Genomic DNA, 21,195 nt, shown 5'->3' with positions numbered 1-21,195 from the left:
CAAGGGCAACGCCCTGCGTCCTGTTTTGGGCTTGACGTGCAAGCGAGGCCACGATAGAAATATCGATAAGTTTCCGAAAGGCATCTTCCCTTGTTATAAAAGACTGTCGATAGGTGACGATTGATGACGACGCACAATGTTTCAATGCGTGTATACGGCCTGTATCGCACGCCAATATCCAAGGGGAAATCCGCGCGCAGGTATGCGTTGCGGCTGGCCGGAAGCAGCGTGGGCGGCAATGCCGCACCCATTCTCCCGGCACGCATCGTTCCGGTATGGAGCCGTGCCCTGCGTTTGGACGAGCCGGGAGCGAACCGCGCCTCGGATTTTGTTTCCCTGACAACAACAGCGAGAAAACGCCATGTCTGAGACCCTGACCCACAAGGATCTTGCCGCGCTTTGCGGCGTGTCCGAGACCACCATCAAGAGCTACCGTCGCAAATTTCCCACGTTCATTCCCGTGCACACGGACGGCAAGCCCATCCGCTTCAAACCCGAGGCCGGGGATATCTGCCTGTGCATCCGCGACTGTTTCACCAAGGGTATGAGCATCAACGAGACCTACAAGGTGCTCAAGGGGCGTTTTCGGGAGATCAGCCGCAAGGATTTGAAAAAGACCGGCGTCCGTGCCTCCGGCAACGAAGCGGGCGGCGAGTCCGGCCTGAACGGGGTGTCCAGGGAGTATCTGGACAAGTTCTTCGAGACGGCAGGACAGATGATGCATGGCATGGCCCAGCTGGCCACGGCACAGGCCCGGGCCGACAAACGGCTGGAAAAGGTTGAAAAGGCTCTGGGCAGTTTTGCCGATGCCGAAGCCCGCAACGAACAGATGTTCACCGAACTGCTGGATCATCTGCGCACCACCCCGCCCGAGGGAGAAGCCAAGGTGCGGGCGCGCAAGATCATCAACGTGCGCGGTTCCGGCGGCACCAAGTCCTATACGTTTGAAGGACAGCCCGGCGCGGATGCCGAGGATAAAAACAGGCAGGAATCCGTGAAGCCGGAAACCGAGGCATGGCAGCCGGTAGAACCCGAGCAGGCCGAACAGCCTGAAAAGGAAGAATCCGCGGCCTCGGCCAAAGGCCTGCCGCAGCCTTCGGAAACGTTCATGACCACCCCCATCGTCATCCGCAACGAGCAGAACGAGTTTCTGGGCCTGCCCGGTCGCGTTCCGCTGGAAGGATTCGTGGATGCCGTCATGCAGGAGGGCAAGAGCACCGGCCTGAGCCTGACCAGCTGGGAACGTCGCGACCGTTCATGGGTGCTGACCATGCAGAACGCCAGCAATGACAGGCACGAGTTGTTCTTTGGCGGCACCAAGACCCCGCGCGGCAATCTGGTGGTGTTGTTCTGGCGGTTGGATGTCAACGGCGAGGAGACAACGCCTGCGTTTCTTCAGGAGTTTTTTCGGCAGATCAAGGACAGGATTGACGGGTAGTTTGGGGGTGTGCTGGCGTGCGGCCAGGGAGTTGATGCCGCAGATTTTTCATGAGTACGTTGCGCTGACGCGCAGTCGTACAAAGACTTTTCGTGCGAGTATGACGAGAACCATTTGAGGAAAGGGGGTAAGGAAGGCGGCTTTGGCCGCCCCTTCCTTGCCCCCTTTCCTGCGACCTATCCCCCAATCCTTCCAGGCCTTATTTCCGCCCTGCGTCGGCAGTTTGCAGTGCCTCGCTGATTTTCTGAAATTTGTATCACCGTCCTCGTGCATATTTTATCGCACCGAGCCATAGGATGGCTCGATTTCAGCCGACACTCGGACAGACGGGAAAAGGCCGTCGGGATTGTGCGGCAATCAAACACATCCGCTCGGTTCTCTGGCCTGTTCGTCGGTCAGTCTATTGTTTTTTTGCGAACCCCGCTCAAGCCCACGAGGTTGCGGGCCAAGCGCAGTTTTTTGCCTTCTTTTTCTCTGCGCCAGCAGAAAAAGAAGGTCGCCCTGGAGGGCGAAACCTTCAATAAAGATGTTTTTATGGTGTTTTTTTGTGTGTCAGCGCAACAGACAAACCACCGCGTCCCGCCACTCTTCCTTGGCAAAACAATAATTTTTGCAGGATAATCCCTGATTATCCTCTTTTCGCCGCCTTCATGTAGGCCATGGCCAGCACATCATTCCCGCAGGTCTCGGCCAGATGCAGGTACAAAAGCCGCAAAAACATGTCGTGGATGACCGGAGCCTGCCGCCTGCGCTGCGCTGCCAGCGTGTTCAGGTCGAAGCTCTCGGCCCAGCGCGCGAACTCGGCGGCGCGGTGACTGGCCCGGTGCATGGCGTCCACTTTGGCCTGACCGCTGGCCGCAACCCGTTGGCAGAGTTCAGGCTCGGCCAGCAGCTTTTGTGCTGTTTCCACCAGCGCGTCAACGTCGTTCACCGGATAGGTGAACAGGTCGCGTCCGTTTTCGAAGAGTTCTTCCTGTCCGTGGCCGATGGCCGGGGTCAGCAGACACCCGCCGCAGCCCAGCACCTCGAAGACCCGGTAGTTCAGGTCCCCGCGTTCGGCAATATTCAGGATCACGCGGCCCTTGGGATACAGGTCGCGGTAGGTCCCCTGCCTGACCACAAGCCCGGGCATGCGTTTCCCGATCTCGTGCAGCATGCGCGTGCGCACCGGAAAGATGTCCTCGCCCACGTTGCCCACGAACAGCAGGTCCCATTCCTTGTCCATGGGCTTGGGCAGGTCTTCGTCCCTGGCAAAGGGCGGCAGCCACAGCAGGCGTTCGTCGGGCAGGCGCTTGTTGCAAAAGGTTTCCATGTGGTCGCGCAGGCTCACGGTGCACAGGTCGAACGCCTGCGCATAAAAGGGATACCAGCTGTGGATGTGCGTATCCACGCACAGAAACATGGTGGGGCATGGATAGTCTTCCAGCCCCAGAAGCGGCACGGGCAGGCTGCGGTCGCCGTACACAAGCAGATCCGGCTCGAACCCGGCGGTGCGCACCACGCCCTGCCAGTCCAGCGGGCGGCCGTCGGGCCGGGCATAGGTAACGTCCGCGCCCATGTTTTGCAGCGCGTCCACGAAATAGCGCTCTCCGAACCAGAAGACCTTTTTCCCGGCAAAGGGCACGGTCAGGTTTTCATGCATCCCTTGCGTCCTCTTCATTTTTGTCCTGTTGGTCCGCCGCGCGGTACAGGCGCAGATAGTCGTTGACCATGCGTTCCATGGTGAAGCGTTTTTGCCCGTGGTAAAATGCGGCAACGCCCATTTCGCGCGCCTGACGGGGCCGGGTCAGCAGGGTGGCGGCGGTTTCGGCCAGCGCACCAAAATCCTGTTCGCGCACCAGCAGGCCGGTGTCCCCGTCCCGTATCTGTTCGGGAATGCCGCCCGCGGCAAAGGCCACCGTGGGCAACCCCTGCGCCTGTGCCTCCAGCACCACCAACGGATGGTTGTCTGCCAGCGAGGGATAGAGCAAAACGTCCGCCGCGGCCAGCAACCGGGCCATGCGTGTCCTGTCCACATAGGGCCAGAAGTGCAGGCCGTTGTGCGTGAATGCGGTGTCGCCGCCCACGGCAAAGCCCACCATGTTGGGTGCGCGTTTGCACAGGTCGTCCCAAAGCTCGCACCAGCGGTTGCCTGCCTTGTAGGCGGCCTTTTCCCCGCCGTGGGCCACAAACACGACCACGCGGGCGGCCGGATGGATGCCCATGGCCTTGCGCGCCGCAGCCTTGTCCGGCGGGGTTTCCGGCCACGGGATGCCGTTGGGGATCACCCGCACGGTATGCCCGGGCAGGGCCTCGCGCGCCAGCCCGGCCAGCCAGCCCGAGGGCGAGACCAGCACGGGTTGCAGCTTGTCCACCAACAGTTTCTTGGCCTCGCGGTAGCCCGCGCATTCGGGGTAATCCCTGGGGCAGGGCTCCTTGCATTCTTCGGAAAAATGGGCGCAGTTCAGGGGATAGGCGCACCCGCCCGTGAACAGGTCGCAGTCGTGCAGGGTCATGACCGGCGCACGATCAAGGGAGCTGAGCAGCCGCACCCAGTCGCCGCTGCCGTGCACGTGCACCAGCGCGTCCTTGGGCGCGGTTTCGCGCACCAGCGGGCCGAGCCTCTCCGGCGGCGTGGCGGTTTTCAGGTCCCCGGTTTCCGCGAATTCAAAGGAGGCCGAACAGTCCACGCCCGCGTTCGCCAGCCCGCGTTGCAGCAGCATGGCCACGCGTACGGCTCCTCCGCGCAGTTGCAGGGCCGTATGGTGATGCACGTGCAGCGTCACTCTGTTGTCCCGGGTTCTTTGTTCAGCTCAAGGTCCATGTCCACGAGGTCCGGGTCGTCCTTTGCCGGGGAGATGGCAAAGCCGAATTTTTTGGCCAGTCCCTGCATGGCCTTGTTTTCGGCCATTGTCTGGCCGGAGATACGCAGCGTGCCCCGTTCGCGGGTGTAGTCGATGCCGCGTCCGAACAGCAGGGAGCCGAGCCCGTCCCCTTTCTGGTCCGAGCGGATCACGATGGCAAACTCCGCGTCCGAGTTGTCCGGCTTGGTGTTGGTGCGCATGACCCCGAGGGTCTCCACCTCGCCCTCGTCGGTTTCCGCCTGTGCGATGAAGGCCATTTCGCGGTCGTAGTCGATCTGGGTGAAGCGGGCCAGATCCTTGTGGTCGAAATCGCGGCGCACCACGCCGAAAAAGCGCATGCGCAAATCCTCGTCCGAAAGGCGTTCCAGAAACATGCGGTGGGTTTCCTCGTCTTCGGGGCGGATGGGCCGGATGGTCACCTTGCGGCCCGAGCGGGTGGTGATGCATTCCTCCAGCTCGCGCGGGTAGGGCCGGATGGCCAGACGCTCCTGCCCATGCCCGTCAAAGGGGTGCACACGGATCTTGCCGCCGAGCGCCAGAACGCCTTCACTGTCCGCATACAGCGGGTTGAGGTCCAGCCCGGCGATCTGGGGCACGTCCACCAGCAGCTGGGAAATCTGGATGATGGTCAGGCAGATGTCGTCCACGTCTGCCGGGAGCTGCGACGGCGTGCCCTTGAGCAGTTCAAAGATGCGCGTGCGTTCGACCATTTCGCGGGCAAGACTCATGGAGAGCGGGGGCATGGCGATGGCGTCGTCCTTGATCATTTCGCGGGCCATGCCGCCGTGGCCGAAATGGATCACCGGGCCGAACACGGGGTCCACCTCGGCGGCCACGAACAGCTCGTGCGCGCCCATGCGCCTGCCCATCTTCTGCACGATGAAGCCCTCGATGTAGGCGTCGGGCCGTTCGCGGTTCACGCGGGCCAGCATGGTGGCCGCGCCTTCCCACACCTGCTCGGGCGTTTCCAGGTCCAGCAGCACCCCGCCCACGTCAAAGGGCTGGTCGATCTGGGGCGAGCGCACCTTCAGAGCCACGGGATACCCCAGCTCGTCCGCGGCGATGCAGGCCTGCTTGGCCGAGACCGCCAGCCGCGTTTCCACCACCGGAATGCCGTAGGCCGCGAGTACGGCCTTGGCCTCGGGTTCGGTCAGTTCCTCGCGGTCGTCGCCCAGAGCCTGTTCCACCACGCTTCTGGCAGTGGTCGTGTCCGGGAAAAAGTCCGAGGGCAGGGAATCCGGAGTCTCCATGAGCAGTTCCTGGTTGCGGCGGTACTCGGCCAGATACATGAAGGCCCGCACGGCCTGCGCCGGGGATTCGTAGCTGGGGATGCCCGCCTCCGCGAATACTGCGCGCGCCTTTTCCGCACCGCCCGAGCCCAGCCATGCCGTGAGCACCATGCGCTTGACCCGTTTCAGGGTCTTGGCCACGGCCTCGGCTATTTCCACCTCGGGCTGTTGCGCCCACGGCACGTGCATGACCAGAATGCCGTCCACGCCCTTGTCCTTGGTGAGCAGCTTGAGCGCCTTGGAATACATGTCCCCGTCCGCGTTGAAGGGGATGTCCACGGGATTGTTGCCCGTGATCTTGCCGTCCGTAAGGTCGAACAGTCCGGCCTGTGTCTCTTCGGAAAGATCAGCCAGCGTGCCGCCACCGGCCAGCAGCCTGTCCGCGGCCATGATGCCGGCGCTGGTGCCGTTGGTCAGAATGGCAAGGCGCTCGCCTCGCACGGGTTTGGGCATGGAAAGGGTCTGGGCCGCGTCGAACAGGCCGTCGATGGAGTCCACGCGCAGCATGCCCGCGCGCCGGAAGGCCACGTCGTAGATTTCGTCGCAAAGCCGTTTGCCGCCCACCTGCCGGCACCCCATGCCCGGCACCAGCGAATCCAGCGCCATTCCGGGCCGCAGCACCAGAACCGGCTTGTTGCGCGCCGCGGCCCGTGCCGCGGACATGAATTCGCGCGCGTCCGTGAGCGATTCCATGTAGATCATGATGGAGCGGGTGGCCGGGTCCGAGCCGAGGTAGTCGATGATGTCCGCAAAGGTGACGTCCACGCGCTGTCCCAGCGAAACCAGATGCGAAAAGCCGATGCCCTTGTCCTTGGCCCAGTCCAGCACCGTGGCGAACAGGGAGTCGGACTGGGAGATGAAGGCCACCTTGCCGGGTTTGGCCTTTGCATGGGCCAGCGAGGCGTTCAGGTTCAGGGCCGGGACCATGAACCCGAGGCACTTGGGGCCGAGGATGCGCAAATCCGGGGGCTCGGCAACGGAAAGAATGGTTTCGCGCACGTCCTGCACCTCGTCCGGGTCCAGCCCGGTAAAGCCCGGTCCTACCAGAACCGCAGCGTGCGTGCCCTTTTTCTTCAGGCTGGCGATGACCTCGGGCACCTCGTGCAGGGGCGAGGCCACCACGGCCATGTCCGGGGCCTTGGGCAGGGCCTCCACGCTGGAAAAGGTCAGGACGCCGGCAATGGCCTCGGCCTCGCCGGAAACCGGCATGACCGGTCCGGCAAAACCTCCGGCCATGAGGTTTTTCATGACGATGTTGCCGGGATTGGCCGGATCGTTGGTTGCGCCGATCACGGTCACGGAGCGGGGACTGAACAGGTATTCCAGGTTGACGACGCTCATGGGCTCCTCGGGTTGCTCTGTGTGGGTTTGCTGAAACAGCAGGATAGCTTGTTTCATGCCCCGGGCGCAACACTGGGCTGAAGGCCGGGTTGTACCGCTTGCCCCGTCTTCTTTTTCAAGACAAAGCATTGACAGAAAGGCGAGTTCAAATAAAAGATTGGGCAGGGGGTGCTAATTCGCATTTTTAAAGAGGGGATCATCATATGAGGACATGTGTCCACGGCCTTGCGGCCGTGTTTGTCGTGGTGTTGTTTTTGACTTCGGCCTGCTTTGCGGCACCCGTGTCACCGGATCAGGCAAAACAGGCCGTGCAGGGCTGGCTGGTTCTGGACCAGAAGCCCATGGGCATGGACATGCAGGGCAGTTCGGCGCAGTCCGTTGCGGCCCATGCCGTTTCCGATGGAGACGCGGCCTATTACATTGTTGCACTGTCGGGCGGCGGTTTCGTGGCCGTGGCTGGCGACGACCTCGTGGAACCCATCGTGGGTTTCCAGAACGACGGTTCCTTTGACGCCGACCCGAACAATCCGCTCTTTGCCCTGCTGGAGCAGGACATGCGCGGCAGGCAGGCCAAGGCCCGGTCCATGACCGGCATGGACATGAGCGCGTCCGCCGAAAACGGCGCCAACAAGCGCTGGGCCACGTTGCTGAACGCCGCGGCCATGGCCGCCCAAGGCGTGGATCTGAGCGTGGAAATGGGGGAAGCGACCATTTCCGACGTTCGTGTGGCCTCGCTGGTTGATTCGCGTTGGGGGCAATCCACTGTTGGCGGAGAGAATACGTATAACATTTATACGCCCAATAATTACGTGTGCGGGTGCGTGGCCACGGCCATGTCGCAACTCATGCGTTATCATCGTTTTCCTGTCGAGGGAGTGGGTAACAATACCATTTTTTCCATCAAGGTGGATGGCGAGTATCAGCATAATTGGCGATTTCGTGGTGGAGACGGTTCGGGAGGCCCGTATGTGTGGGACGACATGCCGCTTGTCCCGGACGCATCGACACCCTTGGCCCAGCGGCAAGCCATCAGCGGTTTGACTCTTGATGTCGGGTTGGCCGTGAGTATGGATTACGGAAATGATGGCTCGGGAACAAACACGCTCTATGCCGCCTCTATGCTTCCGTATTTTTTTGGCTATGCCAATGCCATCCCTGGCTTCAATTCCGGGAACAATCTTGAGGCATCTGCCCGAAATACGATGGTCAACCCCAATCTGGACGCGGACCTGCCCGTGCTGCTGGGCATTACGGGGACTGCTGGCGGGCACGCCATTGTCTGCGACGGCTACGGGTATGACTCCTCCACCATGTATCACCATCTGAACATGGGTTGGTCCGGCAGCGACGATGTCTGGTACAACCTGCCTGCCATTGATTGTGACCCGGCGTTCACTTCGGTCTACAAGTGCGTATTCAATGTATTCACGGACAAGACCGGGGAGATCATCAGCGGCCGGGTGCTGGACGCGGACGGCAATCCCGTTTCCGGTTCTCTGGTTGTGGCCACGTCGTCAACAGACGGCAGCAAGGTTACGGATGTGACCAATGAGAAGGGCGTTTTCGGCCTTGTGGGTGTCGCGTCTTCCACGGAGTATACGGTCAAGCCGTATCACAGCGGCCTTTCTTTTGTCGCCCAGACTGTGACGACAGGAGACAGTGGAGATAGCGAGAGTTATACGTCCAGTTCCGGCAACGTCTGGGGTATCGATTTCACGCCTGTGACCGCTGTAGACGCGGCCGGGGCTGCTCGTAATTTGTTGCTGTTGCAGTAGTTTTTTGGGGGAGGACTTTTTCAAAAGTATTCCCCCAAATCCCCCCACAAAAACGTTTGGCGAGCGGCCCGGTTTGCATTGCGAACCGGGCCGCTGGTTTTTGGTCGGCGGGTTGGTTTTTTTTCGAGATTGCCAGAACGGAACAGGGTCAAGGGACGTGTCCCTTGCCGATGCAAGGCAGCTCCCTGCATCTTGCTTTGCGGCATCATGCTCGTAATCATTGATAAATACTTTCGACACCAGCCATCCAATCTTGTTTTTCCAGCCGCGCAACCGCTCACCGGACAAATTGCTACCGTTCACCTGAAAACGGCTGCGGTTGTGTTTTTTCTTCATATAGAGATACAACACATGGTAGCCCCCGGCCGCTTTTTCAGGCCGGGCAGCAGGCAGAGCCGCGGTGGACCGGCCCGCCCGGATTTTCCAAGAGAAGACACAGCAGGAGCAGCCCATGAGCGAAGAAAAGAACATTGAGAGCATGATGAAGGAAGGACGCCTGTTCGAGCCGCCTGCGGAGATGCAGGCCCAGGCCCATGTCCGCAGCATGGAGGAATTCGAGGCCGCGGCCAAGCGCGCGGATGAAGACCCGGAAGGCTTCTGGGCCGAGCGCGCCACCGAGCTGGTGGACTGGTTCAAGCCGTGGGATTCCGTGCTGGAATACGATTTTCACAAGCCCGAGATCAACTGGTTCAAGGGCGGCAAGCTCAACGTGGCCTACAACTGCCTGGACAGGCATCTGGAAAACGGCCGGCGCAACAAGGCCGCCATCATCTGGCAGGGCGAGCCGGACGAGGACGTGCGTGTCTTCACCTACCAGATGCTCTACACGGAGGTCTGCAAATTCGCCAACGCGCTCAAGAAGATGGGCGTGAAAAAGGGCGACCGCGTGGCCCTGTATCTGCCCATGGTGCCGGAGCTGGCCGTTGCCCTGCTGGCCTGCGCACGCATCGGGGCCATGCATTCCGTGGTCTTTGCCGGATTTTCCGCGCTTTCCCTGCAATCGCGCATTCAGGACTGCGAAGCCAAGGTGCTGGTCACGGCGGACGCGGTGCTGCGCGCGGGCAAGACCATTCCGCTCAAGCCCAATGCTGACGAGGCCCTGAGCCAATGCCCCACCGTGGAACAGGTCGTGGTGGTGCAGCGTGCGGGCAACGACGTGGACATGGTCGAGGGCCGCGACAACTGGTGGCACGAGATCATGGAAGCCGACGACATCAACGGTCCGTGCCCGCCCGAGGAGATGGACGCCGAAGACGAGCTGTTCATCCTCTATACCTCCGGGTCCACGGGCAAGCCCAAGGGCGTTGTGCACACCACCGGCGGCTACCTGACCTATGCCGCGCACACCCTGCAATGGGTTTTCGACATCAAGGAAGACGACGTGTACTGGTGCACGGCGGACATCGGCTGGATCACCGGCCATTCCTATATCGTGTACGGACCGCTCTGCCTCGGGGCCACCTCGCTCATGTTCGAGGGCGTGCCCAGCTATCCCAAGCCGGACCGTTTCTGGCAGATCGTGGAGAAGTTCGGGGTCAATATCTTTTACACCGCGCCCACGGTCATCCGCGCGCTCATGCGCGAGGGAACCCAGTGGACGCAACGGCACGACCTTTCCAGCCTGCGGCTGCTCGGTTCGGTGGGCGAGCCCATCAACCCCGAGGCGTGGATGTGGTATCACGACAACATCGGCGGCGGTAAGCTGCCCATCTGCGACACATGGTGGCAGACCGAAACCGGCGGGTTCATGATCTCGCCCCTGCCCTATGCCACGCCGCTCAAGCCCGGCTCGGCCACCCGCGCCCTGCCCGGCGTGGACGCGCACATCATCCGTTCGGACATGAGCGAGGCCGACCCCAACGAGGGCGGGCATCTGGTGATCAAGAAACCGTGGCCCGGCATGCTTCGCGGCGTGTACAAGGACCCGGAACGGTTCAAGAAGACCTATTTCGAACGCTTCCCGGGCATGTATGAGGCGGGCGACGGCGCGCGCATGGATGCAGACGGCTATCTCTGGATCATGGGGCGGCTCGACGACGTCATCAACGTGTCCGGCCATCGGCTCGGCACTGCCGAGATCGAGTCCGCGCTCGTGGCGCACCCTGCCGTTGCCGAGGCCGCGGTTGTGGGCATGCCGCATCAGGTCAAGGGACAGTCCATCTACGCCTATGTGACCCTCAAGGGCGACGAGGATGAATCCGACGAACTGCGGCTTGAACTCAAGAAGTGGGTTCGCTCCGAGATCGGACCCATTGCCACGCCCGAGGTGCTCCAGTTTGCGGACGGCCTGCCCAAGACGCGTTCCGGCAAGATCATGCGCCGCGTGCTGCGCAAGATCGCCGCGGATCAGGACGATTTCGGCGACACCTCGACCCTGGCCGACGCCGGTGTCATCGCCGACCTCGTGGAGGGAAGGAACGAACTCATGGAATCATAGATGGTATCAAGGCAACGCGGCCGGGTTGTGTGACCCGGCCCCATTCGCAGGACGCTCCTTGTTGCGGGGGGCGTCCTGTTTTTTTGTGGCGGAGAGGGGCGGAATGAGGCGGAATGAGGCGGAATGCCTCCGGCGGCCCGGGAGCGCTTTGTTGCGGCATATCCTGTGGGTTTTTCTTTGCATGTGCAGATGTTGACCTGGGTTTGCAAAAGGAATAAACAGCCTAGATAATGAGAATCAAGATCAAATGGTGTTGTTGACCCTAACGAACGGCGGATATGTGACATGTCGCAAGGGTGTATGCAGAATTGGGATCCTGCGCTGGTTTCGTCTTCCCACATGGAGGGGGCCAGCGTGTTGCCGTATGTGCGCATGGTGGTTCATGACCTCCCCGCGCGCAACCAGGAGTCGTCGTTTGTTTTTCATACGGAAGAAGCGCCGGTGGAATTTTTGTTCTGCCTTTCCGGAAAGGTCTGCATAACGGCCTCGGACCGCAGCAACAGACGCCTTGCGGCCGAAATATCCGGGGGCAACAGCGGTATCCTGTGCATGCCGCGCTGCCGGGGAAATTTTCTTATTGCGCCCCATGCCCCGGCACAATTGGTCAGCCTGCAGATTTTTCCCGAAGACCTGAACCACATCGCCGAAACAACCGGATGTCCCCTGCACCCCGCCTTGCGAAAGGCGGTTCAGGGTACGCCCGAGCCGTTCTTCATGGAGAGCGGGCGGCTTTCCCTGCCCATCCGGATCGTGGCTGAGCACATAGTGACCAACACCACGGACAACGCCATGCGTACCATCTTCATGGAATACAAGAAGATAGAGCTGCTTTACCTGCACCTGAACCTGCTGGAAACCGACGTGATTCGGCTGCACAGCGCAAAGCCGCAAAACCAGCGCATCGCCTATGCCGCCCGCGACATCCTCATGCGCAGTTTCGACAATCCGCCCGCGCTTGACGAGCTGGCCCGCCAGGTGGGCTTGAACCGCTCCCAGCTCAACGCGCTGTTCCGCAGGGTTTTCGGAGACACGGTCTTCGGCATGGTGCGCAAGGCCCGGCTGGAATGCGCGCGAAAGATGCTGGAGGACGGCAACCGCACCGTGACCGAGGTGGCCTACGAGTGCGGGTTTTCCAGCCCCAGCCATTTCACGGGTTCGTTTTCCAAGCACTTCGGCACCACGCCCAAGCAGTACCAGTCCGAATTCAACGTGCGGCGCGAAGCCGTGGAGACCGCCAAGCTCAAGGAATCCGCCTGACCGGATTTGTTTTCCCGTCGCTTCCGGTACAGTCTGACCGGCCATCTGCATCGAGCGTGAACGCGAGGGCTTTTCTGCTGTATATGTAAAAAAATGTTTCGCATGTTGTAGTGTGCGCTTTTCGCCTGTCGTAGGCTTTTCAGCCTGAGGGTTTTCCTTTTCCATATTGATAATGAATGTCGAATTCGCTTTAAGCGGAGAGTTTGCATGCGTTTCAGTTTTTTGAAGTTTTCCCGCAAGGCTCACAAATGGCTGGGAATCTATGTGTCCTTTCTCACGGTGGTCTGGCTGGGTGAGCTGCTCCTTCTGCCCCTGGCCTACCCCGTGAAGGGCACGCAGGCTGTTGAGCCCGCAACGGTCGGGATTGTTGCCGTTCAAGGTTCGGTGGTGCCGTTTCACGAGATCATGCGCCGGGTGAGATCCGGAGCGTACGGTCCGTTCGGCCCCGACCTGACCGTGACCTACCTGCCCCGTGACGGCCGCTATGTGGTCCGCGACCCCGGGGCCTTTGTGGTCTGCACCGTGAGTGCAACGGACGGACGGCTGCTGGGCAGGGAGTCGGACGGCAGCGCCCTGTTCACGGAAAAGGGTGCGCTGGCATGGCTGAACCCTGCGGTGTCCGCTATTCTCAAGGCCCCGTTCGAGATTTCCTTTGTCTTCCTCGCGGTTACCGGAGTCTATTTGGTGATTTTCCCATACCTGCGCCGCGGCAGGGCTGCGGGCGAAGGCGTCCTGGGGCTGGCCCCGGGCGACCGGTTTCTCTTTCGCGCCACGGGCAATGCCCGGGACATGGCGCGCCTTGCCGCGCTCGGCCTGTTGCCCGGCGTGCCGGTCACGGTTCTGCGCATGCCGCGCCGGGGGCCGGTGGTGCTTTCCGCGCGCAACACGCGCATAGCCGTGGCCCGCAATGTGGCGGCGGCATTCATCCTTGAAAGGGCGGAGGCCTGAGTCATGCCTGATGCGGCGAAAAAAACGGACGTGAACGTGCTCCGCCACCACGCGGAAACCGTGGCCGCTCCCGCGCCCCGGGCCGCATCCGCTGCCGAAAGGCCGCTGGTGGTGGCCGTGGCCGGCCAGCCCAACACCGGAAAATCCACGGTGTTCAACCGGCTGACCGGACTCAACCAGCGCGTGGGTAATTGGCCGGGCAAGACCGTGGACCGGGCCGAAGGGCGTCTGGACCGCGCCGGACGGTCTTGCGTGCTGGTGGACCTGCCCGGAACCTACGGCCTGACCGCCAACTCGGTGGAAGAGGAGATCGCGCGCGACTTTCTGCTTTCGGACGTGCCGGATGCGGTGCTGGCCGTGGTCAATGCCGCCAGCCTTGAGCGCAGTCTGTATCTCGTGGCCGAAATCATGGCGCTGGGCCTGTCCGTCGTGGTGGCCCTGAACATGATGGACGTGGCCGAGCAGGAAGGGCGCACCATTGACGCGGACGCACTTTCCCGGGCCATGGGCGTTCCCGTGATCCCCCTGGTGGGCACCAGCCGGGAGCAGTCGCTGGACGGCCTTGTGGAGGCCCTGTTTTTTGTGGACAGGAGCCGGTCGGAGCATCGGAACGGCCCGCAGGCCCCGGAAGCGGTGCGGGAGCTGGCCGCTGGTCTTGAGGCCGAAGGCATGGTGCCCGAAAAGGCGCTCTGGACCGCGACAAAGCTGGCGGAAAACGACAGCTCGTTGCGCGCCCGGCTCAAGAAGGCGCTGGATGCCGATGCATGGCAACGTCTTGATGAACGCGTGAACCGTCTGCCGGACAACGCGGCCATGGACGTGTACGAAAAGCGGCAGCAGTGGATCGATTCGGTCTGCGGCAATGTCGTGACCGTCCGGCAGGGGCATGCCAGCCCCACGGACCGGTGGGACCGTGTGCTCATGCATCCGCTGTGGGGCAGGATCGTGGCCTTTGTTGTCATTCCGCTGGGGTGTCTGCTCGGCGTTGTGCTGGGCATGTGCACGGGCGGCATGGCGCTCATGGGCGCGCTTTCGGCCGGACCGCAGATCAAGGCCCTGTTGCCCGGCGTGCTGGGCAGCCTCATGGCCGGGGCCGTGGTTCCGGCCGCGGGATGGGTGCTGGCCCTGCTTTCCATCATCGGCTTCATCTACGCGGTTTTTCATTTTCTGGAGGATACCGGGTACCTAGCGCGCGTGGCCTGCCTCATGGACCCGCTGCTCGGCAGGCTCGGGGTCGATGGCAAGTCGGCCATCCCCCTGCTCATGGGCTTCCTCTGCAATACCGTGGCCATAGCCGGGAGCCGGGTGGTCAACACCCGCAGGCAGCGTTTCATCACCCTGTGCATGCTGCCGTTTCTGCCCTGTTCGGGCCAGACCGGGGTGGCCTTTCTGTTCGCCTTTGCCCTGTTCGAACCGCGGACCGCGTTGCTGGTCATTCTGGGCGTCACTGCCGTGAACATCTGCCTTGCCTGCGTCACCGCCGTGGTGCTGAACCGGCGCATGGACCGCGTGCAGTCCGGCGGACTGGTCATGGAACTGCCTCTGTACCACAAGCCCAATTTCCGCACCATTCTGACCGGGGTGCGCACGCGTCTGGAAATATTTGCCAAAAGCACGGCCGGGTTCATCTTTGCGGCCCTGATTCTGGTCTGGGCCGTCAGCTATTATCCGGGCGGCAGCATCGAGCATAGCTACCTGTACGTGCTGGGCAGGAAGCTGGAGCCGCTGGGGTCGTTTTTTGGGTTCGACTGGCGCTTCGTGGTGGCGCTCATGAGCTCGTTCGTGGCCAAGGAGACCACGGCCGGAACGCTGGCCGTGCTGTTTTCGGTGGGCGCGGGCGATCACGAGGCCATCATCCACGCGGTTCGCAGCGCCATTACCCCGCAGGGCGCGCTTGCCTTTGTCGTGATTTCCAATCTTTACCTGCCGTGCGTGGCTTCCATCGTGGCCCTGCGGTCAGAGCTGGGCGCATGGCGGCATACCCTTGCCCTGCTGGCGGCCATGCTGGGCATTGCGCTTGTCACGGCGCTGGCCTCGTATCATGCGGGATCGATTTTTCTGTAGCCGGGCCGCCCTTCACGGCGCGGACGGGATTTTCGGAACAAAAGGATGCTGAATGCAAAAGGAGAGGAAAATGTTTGAGAAGTACAAACCGAAGCGGGCGGTTCTTGGCCTGCTGGCGACGCTGGGGCTGCTGGCCTGCCTCGGCGCACAGGCCGTGGCCGGGGAAACGGATGAATCCGGTGCCATGCAGCTGGAACCCATGGTGGTGACGGCGGAAAAGAGAAAGGAAAACCTGCAGGACGTGCCGTCCAGCATCTCGGCCATCACGGACACGCAGATCATCGATTCCGGCATTTCCACGTTGCAGGACGTTTCCAACCGGATTCCCAACCTGTTCGTCTGCAACTGGGGATTCCGGGGCAACTCCTTCGTGTTCGTGCGCGGGCTGGGCGCGGTGAACAACGACCCGGCCGTGGGATTCTACGTTGACGACGTCAACTACATGGACTCCCGCGTGTTCGATTCCAACCTGTTCGACATCGAGCGCATCGAGGTCCTGCGCGGTCCGCAGGGTACGTTGTACGGCCGCAACAGCCTTGCCGGGGTTATCAACATCATCACCAAAAAACCGGACAATGAATTCCATGTCGGGGCCGACCAGACATTCGGCAATTACGGGCTCATGGAAACCGACATGCACCTGCGCGGCCCCATTGTGGACGACACGCTGTTTTTCGGGTTTTCCGGCAACATTGAACAACGTGACGGTTACAGCCGCAACGACTATTTGGACAAGGACGGCGACGACCGCAACGACAAGAGCGGCCGCGCCCAACTGCGTTGGACGCCCACGGACAGGCTCGACGTGCTGGCGCAGGTGGACGGCGAACAGCTCGATGACGGCGCGTTTCCCGTGACCAGCCTGAACCAGGTGGACAGCGATCCGCACAATTTCTCGCACAACGTGGAGGGCGAGCATCAGCGCAATTCCGTGGGCACCTCGCTCAAGGTGGGCTACGACGCGGACATGCTGGGCTTTACCTCCATCACGGGATACCGCCATTATGACGACGACGTGATCAACGATCAGGACTTCACGGCCGCGGATCTCTACTGGGCCAAGGAGCGCGTTCGTGACGACCAGTTCAGCCAGGAGTTCCGTCTCTCCTCCCCCGGGGACAGCGGCGTATGGCAGTGGATCGGCGGCCTGTACGGGTTCAGCGAGGACAAGGATCACTACCTGCAGATGAACTATCCCGGCTTCGGCGGGGTGGTGGAAGACGCCCATTCCGACCTTGAATCCTACGGATATGCGGCCTTCGGGCAGATCACCCGCACCGTGTTCGACAAGCTGGACGTCACCGGCGGGCTGCGGCTCGACTACGAGCACCGTTCCATCGACTATAAACGTGAGTCCGCGCCGTTTGCCATCAACCCGGACCTGACGTTCAGCGACAGCATCGACAACAGCGCGGTGCTGCCCAAGTTTCAGCTCGCCTATCACTGGACCGATTCAATCATGACCTATGCGGGCGTCTCGCGCGGATACCGCAGCGGCGGATTCAACACCGGATTCACCAGCATCGCGGACGCCTCGTTCGATCCTGAATACAGCTGGAACTACGAGATCGGAGCCAAAACCTCGCTGCTCGACAACCGGCTCATGCTCAACGCGTCCGTTTTCTACATCGACCTGAGCGACCAGCAGGTCACCCAGTTGCTGCCCACGGCCAATACCATCGTGCAGAACGTGGGCCGCTCGCGCAGTCGCGGCTTCGAGGTGGAAGGCAACGTGCTGCTGGCCGAGGGCCTGACCATGGATGCCAGTTTCGGCTACACGGACGCCGAGTTCATGAAATACGAAGACCCGCTGGCCGGTGCGGACTACAAGGGCAACAAGGTTCCCCTTGCCCCGGAATACACTTTCAACGTGGCTCTCCAATACAGGCGGCCCATAATGGACCATTTTGACATGTTCTGGTCCGATGGGCCGCTCAACCTCCTCGTGCGCGGCGAACTGCAGGGCATCGGCGATTTCTACTGGAACACCGCCAACAGCATCAAGGAAGACGCGCACAAACTGGTCAACCTGCGGCTCGGGCTGGAATCCGAGCATTTCGACCTGACCTTCTGGGTCAAGAATCTGTTCAACGCCCATTACCGGGCCGTGGCCTTTGAATTCCCGGGGTCCGATCCCGTAGGACAGGCCGGTGATCCCAGAACATTCGGTCTGACTTTGAGCGGCCGTTTCTGATCCGTACCTGCCTGAACAGGGGCCGGGGAGAGACGCTTGCGACAAAGCCTCTTTTCCCGGCCCTTTCCTGGTAGGTTTTTAGGCGATCACGTTGCGCGTGATGGGGTGGGACCAGAAAAACGACCGTGAAGAAGAGGGCTATCGCGTTTGCGGCAGCCCTTCCTTGGTGCGCACCAGTGCGGCAATGGACAGGGTCAGCGAGAGGCCCACGCCCGCGAAGCTGAACGCCTTCATGCCGGTCCACGCGGCCGCGATGCCGAGGGTGCCGCCCGCGAGCATGGCCAGCAGCATGATATTCGGGTTCAGCGGGCGTTTTTTCCATGCGAGGATGGCCACGAACATGGGGGCCACCACCCCGCACACGTAAATGTCGTTGGCGGCCAGCAGCAGGGAGAGGATGCTTCCGCCCGAGCGGGCGATGACCAGCGCGCCCAGCCCGAGGGCCAGCATGGTCCAGCGGCAGCGGGCCGTGTTGGTGCCGCCGAGCATGTCGTGCTCCAGCACGGTGGCCGCCGTGAGCAGGCAGGAATCCGCCGAGGAGATGATGGCCGAAAACAGGGCGAAGAGCAGCAGCGTGCCCGCCCAGCCCGGCATGACCGAGGGGATCACGTGGGTCAGGATGGAATCCGGGTCGGTTCCTGCCGGGGCCAGCCCGCGCGCATACAGGCCGATGCAGACGATGGCCGCGGCGGAAAGCGCGATGACCACGGCCCCGAGCAGTGCGCCGCGTCTGGCCTGGGTTTCTCCGCGCGTGGAAAAGAGCCTGCCGAAGAGCATGGGGCAGACAACGTAGCTGCCGCCCACGATGAGCATGAAATAGGTCCACCTGGACAGGGGGAACGAGTCGTTGACCAGTTGCAGGTCGATGCTGCGCAGGGACACGGGCGAGGCCGAACCCGCATAGGCGAGGGCCAATCCCAGCCCGGCGGCCACGAACGCGTATTGCACCGCATCGCTTTTGAGGATGGAATTCTGCCCGCCCAGCATGGTGTAGGCGGTGATGACCGCCGCGCAAAGCAGCAGGGCCGTGCCGTTGTCCACGTCCGCCAGGGCCGAGGCCGTTCTGGCTGCGGCAAGGTACTGGGCCGCGAGTATGGACAGCCACGCCGGGATGATGATCAATGCCGTGAGCCTGCGTGCGGCCGGTGAAACGAATTTGCGGGCCATGTCCGGCAGGGTGAAGACGTTGCTTTGCCGCACCTTGGCGGCCAGCAGGGTGCTCAGCACCAGCAGTCCGGCCACGCCCGAGCCCAGCCACCAGAACGCGGGCGTTCCCGCGGAAAAGGCCAGTCCGGTCATGCCCACCGTGGCCGAGGCCCCCACGCACGATGCCGCAATGGACACGCCCGCCATGGCGCTGCCCGAGCGGCGGCCCGCAACCGCGAATTCCTCGAAATCCTTGCGTTTGACGTATTCATACACGCCCATGCCCACGAACAGGGCGAAATACAGGGTCAGCAGGTTCATGGTCGCTCCCTATCGGTGCCGGTTGGTTTGTATGGCCTCGAAAACGGTCGCGGCCAGCTGTCCGATTTCATTCCGGGCCATGACATAGGCGGGCATCATGTAGATGAGCCTGCCGAACGGGCGCAGCCACACGCCTTTTTCGATGAAAAATTCCTGTAGTCGGGCCACGTTCACGGCTTCGTTCATTTCCACGACACCGATGGCCCCGAGCACGCGCACGTCCGCCACGCCCGGCAGGCTGCGGCACGGGGCAAGGGATTCGTTCAGCCACGTTTCGATGTTGTTTACCCGTGTTTTCCAGTCGGTCGTGCGCAGCAGGCCGAGGCTGGCGTTGGCCACGGCGCAGGCCAGCGGATTGCCCATGAAGGTGGGACCGTGCATGAACACGCCGCCGTCCGCGGAAATGGTATGGGCCACCCTGCGCGTGGCCAGCGTTGCGGCCAGTGTCATGCAGCCACCGGAAAGCGCCTTGCCCACGCACATGATGTCCGGCTCCACGTTGCTCCATTCACAGGCAAAGAGCTTGCCCGTGCGGCCGAAGCCCGTGGCGATCTCGTCGAGGATGAGCAGCACGCCGTGTTTGTCCGCCAGCTCCCGCAGCCCTTTCAGGTAGTGCGGATGGTAGAACCGCATGCCGCCCGCGCCCTGCACGATGGGCTCCACGATGATGGCCGCGACGTGTTCGCTGTTCTGCTCCAGAATGTGTGCGGCCTCATCAAGGCTGGCCGGATCGAACGGTTCATGGAACGCACAGTCCGGGCGCGGCGCGAATATCTGCTGCGGCAAAAGGCCGGAAAAGAGATGGTGCATGCCGTTGTCCGGGTCGCACACGGACATGGCCCCGCAGGTGTCGCCGTGGTATCCGCCCCGCACGGTGAACAGCTTGGTGCGTTTTGTCTGCCCGTCCGCCTGCATGTATTGCAGGGCCATCTTGATGGCCGCCTCCACGCTCACCGAGCCGGAATCCGCCAGAAAAACGTGTTCAAGGGATTCGGGCGTCATTTCGCACAGGGTGCGGCACAGCTCGATGGCCGGGGCGTGGGTCAGGCCGCCGAACATGACGTGGCACATGCGTCCCAGCTGGGCGCGCGCCGCCGCATCCAGTTCCGGGTGGCCGTAGCCGTGGATGGCGCACCACCACGAGGCCATGCCGTCGATGAGCTCGCGCCCGTCCTCAAGGACAATGCGCACGCCGCGCGCGCTGCGCACCCTGGCCGTGGGCAGCGGGTTCGTGGCCGAAGTGTACGGATGCCAGACGTGCTCGCGGTCAAAGCGCATGGCGTCTGCGGTGTCTGGAACGCGGTCGTTCGCGTCAAGCACGTTCAGGGCCTGCGCCGCATGGCGCACCAGCTCCATGTCGAAGTCCGGGCCGGACAGGAACGGGATGTCCGCGAGAATGGAGATGTTGCCGTGACGGGCAATGGTTTCCACGTTGTCGCGGCGCAGGGAAACGTCTTCGTCCGTGGCGGGCGTGGTGTTGGTCATGACCACCCCGGCCACGCGCAGGCCCCGGTTGCGCACCGCCTCGACGGTCATGAGCGCGTGGTTCACCGCGCCCAGTTTGTTGTCCGCCACGATGATCACGGGCAGGTCGAGGCGCTGCATGAGGTCGAACATGGTCTGGCGCTGGTTCAGGGGCACGGCCGCGCCGCCCGCGCCTTCCACGATAACCGTGTCCCGATCCTGTGCCAGTTCCCGTACCGCACGGGCCAGTGCGTCCGCGTCCAGAGTTTCGCCCGCCAGTTTGGCGGCCAGATGGGGCGAGCAGGCCGGGATGAACGTGCGGCAGCATGCGTGCGGGTAGCCCTGCGGGAACAAGGGAGCGGCCAGCCGGGCATAGATTTCCACGTCCGGCACCAGAAGGCCGGTGCCGGTTTCAGTGCAGCCGGTCTGCACCGGCTTGACGGCCAGCGCGGATTCGCCCCTGTCCAGCAGGGCGCGCAAAAGAGCCGCAGTAACGAGAGTCTTGCCGACGTCGGTGTCGGTTCCGGTAATGAAATATCCGTTCATGGCATATGGTGTTGGTTGGCCTTTTCGGCAGGAAATCCGACCATACGCAGGACGCCCGGCAAGGGCAAGGTGCATGGTTCGTGCGTTTTTGCGGGCCGGTCCTTGTGCGTGCCCCCGATCCCAGAAGCTGCG

General features: G+C 62.3%; 13 protein-coding genes. 8 read left to right on the top strand and 5 right to left on the bottom strand.

The genetic code is table 11. The annotated features are described in order from the left end of the window. The first annotated feature begins 123 nt into the window (after window positions 1-123). Entirely contained in the window at window positions 124-369 is a 246-nt protein-coding gene (locus F8A88_RS14405) for a hypothetical protein (protein ID WP_151151878.1), read from the top strand. Further along, window positions 362-1,438, top strand: a complete 1,077-nt coding sequence (locus tag F8A88_RS14400) for a MerR family transcriptional regulator (RefSeq protein ID WP_151151877.1) — start codon at window positions 362-364, stop codon at window positions 1,436-1,438. The genes F8A88_RS14405 and F8A88_RS14400 overlap by 8 nt, the downstream gene beginning before the upstream one ends. Window positions 1,439-2,066: 628 nt before the next feature. On the opposite strand, the gene F8A88_RS14395 is transcribed toward F8A88_RS14400, so the two are convergent. Genes F8A88_RS14395 through F8A88_RS14385 form a run of 3 tightly spaced genes read right to left on the bottom strand, consistent with a single transcriptional unit; the run spans window position 2,067 to window position 6,911 of the window. Beyond that, a complete protein-coding gene (locus F8A88_RS14395) occupies window positions 2,067-3,098 on the bottom strand; it encodes a glycosyltransferase family protein (protein ID WP_241667474.1) in 1,032 nt (343 codons plus the stop codon). Continuing rightward, entirely contained in the window at window positions 3,073-4,203 is a 1,131-nt protein-coding gene (locus F8A88_RS14390) for a glycosyltransferase (protein ID WP_241667473.1), read from the bottom strand. The genes F8A88_RS14395 and F8A88_RS14390 overlap by 26 nt, the downstream gene beginning before the upstream one ends. Then, complete coding sequence (locus tag F8A88_RS14385) at window positions 4,200-6,911, bottom strand: bifunctional acetate--CoA ligase family protein/GNAT family N-acetyltransferase (RefSeq protein ID WP_151151876.1); 2,712 nt, start codon at window positions 6,909-6,911, stop codon at window positions 4,200-4,202. The genes F8A88_RS14390 and F8A88_RS14385 overlap by 4 nt, the downstream gene beginning before the upstream one ends. A 203-nt stretch (window positions 6,912-7,114) precedes the next feature. Here F8A88_RS14385 and F8A88_RS14380 point away from each other — a divergent pair, with 203 nt between their 5' ends. The 6 genes from F8A88_RS14380 to F8A88_RS14355 all read left to right on the top strand — a co-directional run bounded on the left by F8A88_RS14380 (window position 7,115) and on the right by F8A88_RS14355 (window position 17,586). Beyond that, a complete protein-coding gene (locus tag F8A88_RS14380) occupies window positions 7,115-8,686 on the top strand; it encodes a C10 family peptidase (RefSeq protein WP_151151875.1) in 1,572 nt (523 codons plus the stop codon). Window positions 8,687-9,137: 451 nt separating this feature from the next. Then, window positions 9,138-11,123: an acetate--CoA ligase gene (gene acs / locus F8A88_RS14375; protein ID WP_151151874.1), complete on the top strand. Its 1,986-nt coding sequence runs from the start codon at window positions 9,138-9,140 to the stop codon at window positions 11,121-11,123. Window positions 11,124-11,423: 300 nt separating this feature from the next. After that, complete coding sequence (locus tag F8A88_RS14370; protein ID WP_161598436.1) at window positions 11,424-12,380, top strand: helix-turn-helix transcriptional regulator; 957 nt, start codon at window positions 11,424-11,426, stop codon at window positions 12,378-12,380. Window positions 12,381-12,587: 207 nt separating this feature from the next. Beyond that, on the top strand, window positions 12,588-13,328 hold the full coding sequence (locus F8A88_RS14365; RefSeq protein ID WP_151151872.1) for a FeoA family protein: 741 nt from the start codon (window positions 12,588-12,590) through the stop codon (window positions 13,326-13,328). Window positions 13,329-13,331: 3 nt separating this feature from the next. Beyond that, entirely contained in the window at window positions 13,332-15,392 is a 2,061-nt protein-coding gene (gene feoB, locus F8A88_RS14360; protein ID WP_151151871.1) for a ferrous iron transport protein B, read from the top strand. Window positions 15,393-15,462: 70 nt separating this feature from the next. Beyond that, a complete protein-coding gene (locus F8A88_RS14355) occupies window positions 15,463-17,586 on the top strand; it encodes a TonB-dependent receptor (RefSeq protein ID WP_151151870.1) in 2,124 nt (707 codons plus the stop codon). Window positions 17,587-17,724: 138 nt separating this feature from the next. On the opposite strand, the gene F8A88_RS14350 is transcribed toward F8A88_RS14355, so the two are convergent. Next, window positions 17,725-19,053: a sodium:solute symporter family protein gene (locus F8A88_RS14350; protein WP_151151869.1), complete on the bottom strand. Its 1,329-nt coding sequence runs from the start codon at window positions 19,051-19,053 to the stop codon at window positions 17,725-17,727. Between the two features lie 9 nt (window positions 19,054-19,062). Further along, complete coding sequence (bioA, locus tag F8A88_RS14345; RefSeq protein ID WP_151151868.1) at window positions 19,063-21,063, bottom strand: adenosylmethionine--8-amino-7-oxononanoate transaminase; 2,001 nt, start codon at window positions 21,061-21,063, stop codon at window positions 19,063-19,065. Window positions 21,064-21,195 lie beyond the last annotated feature (132 nt).

The sequence above is a fragment of the Pseudodesulfovibrio senegalensis genome, from assembly GCF_008830225.1.
Lineage (GTDB): Bacteria > Desulfobacterota > Desulfovibrionia > Desulfovibrionales > Desulfovibrionaceae > Pseudodesulfovibrio > Pseudodesulfovibrio senegalensis.
This window is presented reverse-complemented; position numbering and strand designations above follow the sequence as displayed.

Coding starts and splice junctions, on each gene's coding strand:
- F8A88_RS14365 (WP_151151872.1), top strand. CDS start 12,588: ATGCGTTTCAGTTTTTTGAAGTTTTCCCGCAAGGCTCACAAATGGCTG.
- F8A88_RS14395 (WP_241667474.1), bottom strand. CDS start 3,098: ATGAAGAGGACGCAAGGGATGCATGAAAACCTGACCGTGCCCTTTGCC.
- F8A88_RS14355 (WP_151151870.1), top strand. CDS start 15,463: ATGTTTGAGAAGTACAAACCGAAGCGGGCGGTTCTTGGCCTGCTGGCG.
- F8A88_RS14385 (WP_151151876.1), bottom strand. CDS start 6,911: ATGAGCGTCGTCAACCTGGAATACCTGTTCAGTCCCCGCTCCGTGACC.
- F8A88_RS14350 (WP_151151869.1), bottom strand. CDS start 19,053: ATGAACCTGCTGACCCTGTATTTCGCCCTGTTCGTGGGCATGGGCGTG.
- F8A88_RS14400 (WP_151151877.1), top strand. CDS start 362: ATGTCTGAGACCCTGACCCACAAGGATCTTGCCGCGCTTTGCGGCGTG.
- F8A88_RS14370 (WP_161598436.1), top strand. CDS start 11,424: ATGCAGAATTGGGATCCTGCGCTGGTTTCGTCTTCCCACATGGAGGGG.
- feoB (WP_151151871.1), top strand. CDS start 13,332: ATGCCTGATGCGGCGAAAAAAACGGACGTGAACGTGCTCCGCCACCAC.
- bioA (WP_151151868.1), bottom strand. CDS start 21,063: ATGAACGGATATTTCATTACCGGAACCGACACCGACGTCGGCAAGACT.
- F8A88_RS14405 (WP_151151878.1), top strand. CDS start 124: ATGACGACGCACAATGTTTCAATGCGTGTATACGGCCTGTATCGCACG.
- acs (WP_151151874.1), top strand. CDS start 9,138: ATGAGCGAAGAAAAGAACATTGAGAGCATGATGAAGGAAGGACGCCTG.
- F8A88_RS14380 (WP_151151875.1), top strand. CDS start 7,115: ATGAGGACATGTGTCCACGGCCTTGCGGCCGTGTTTGTCGTGGTGTTG.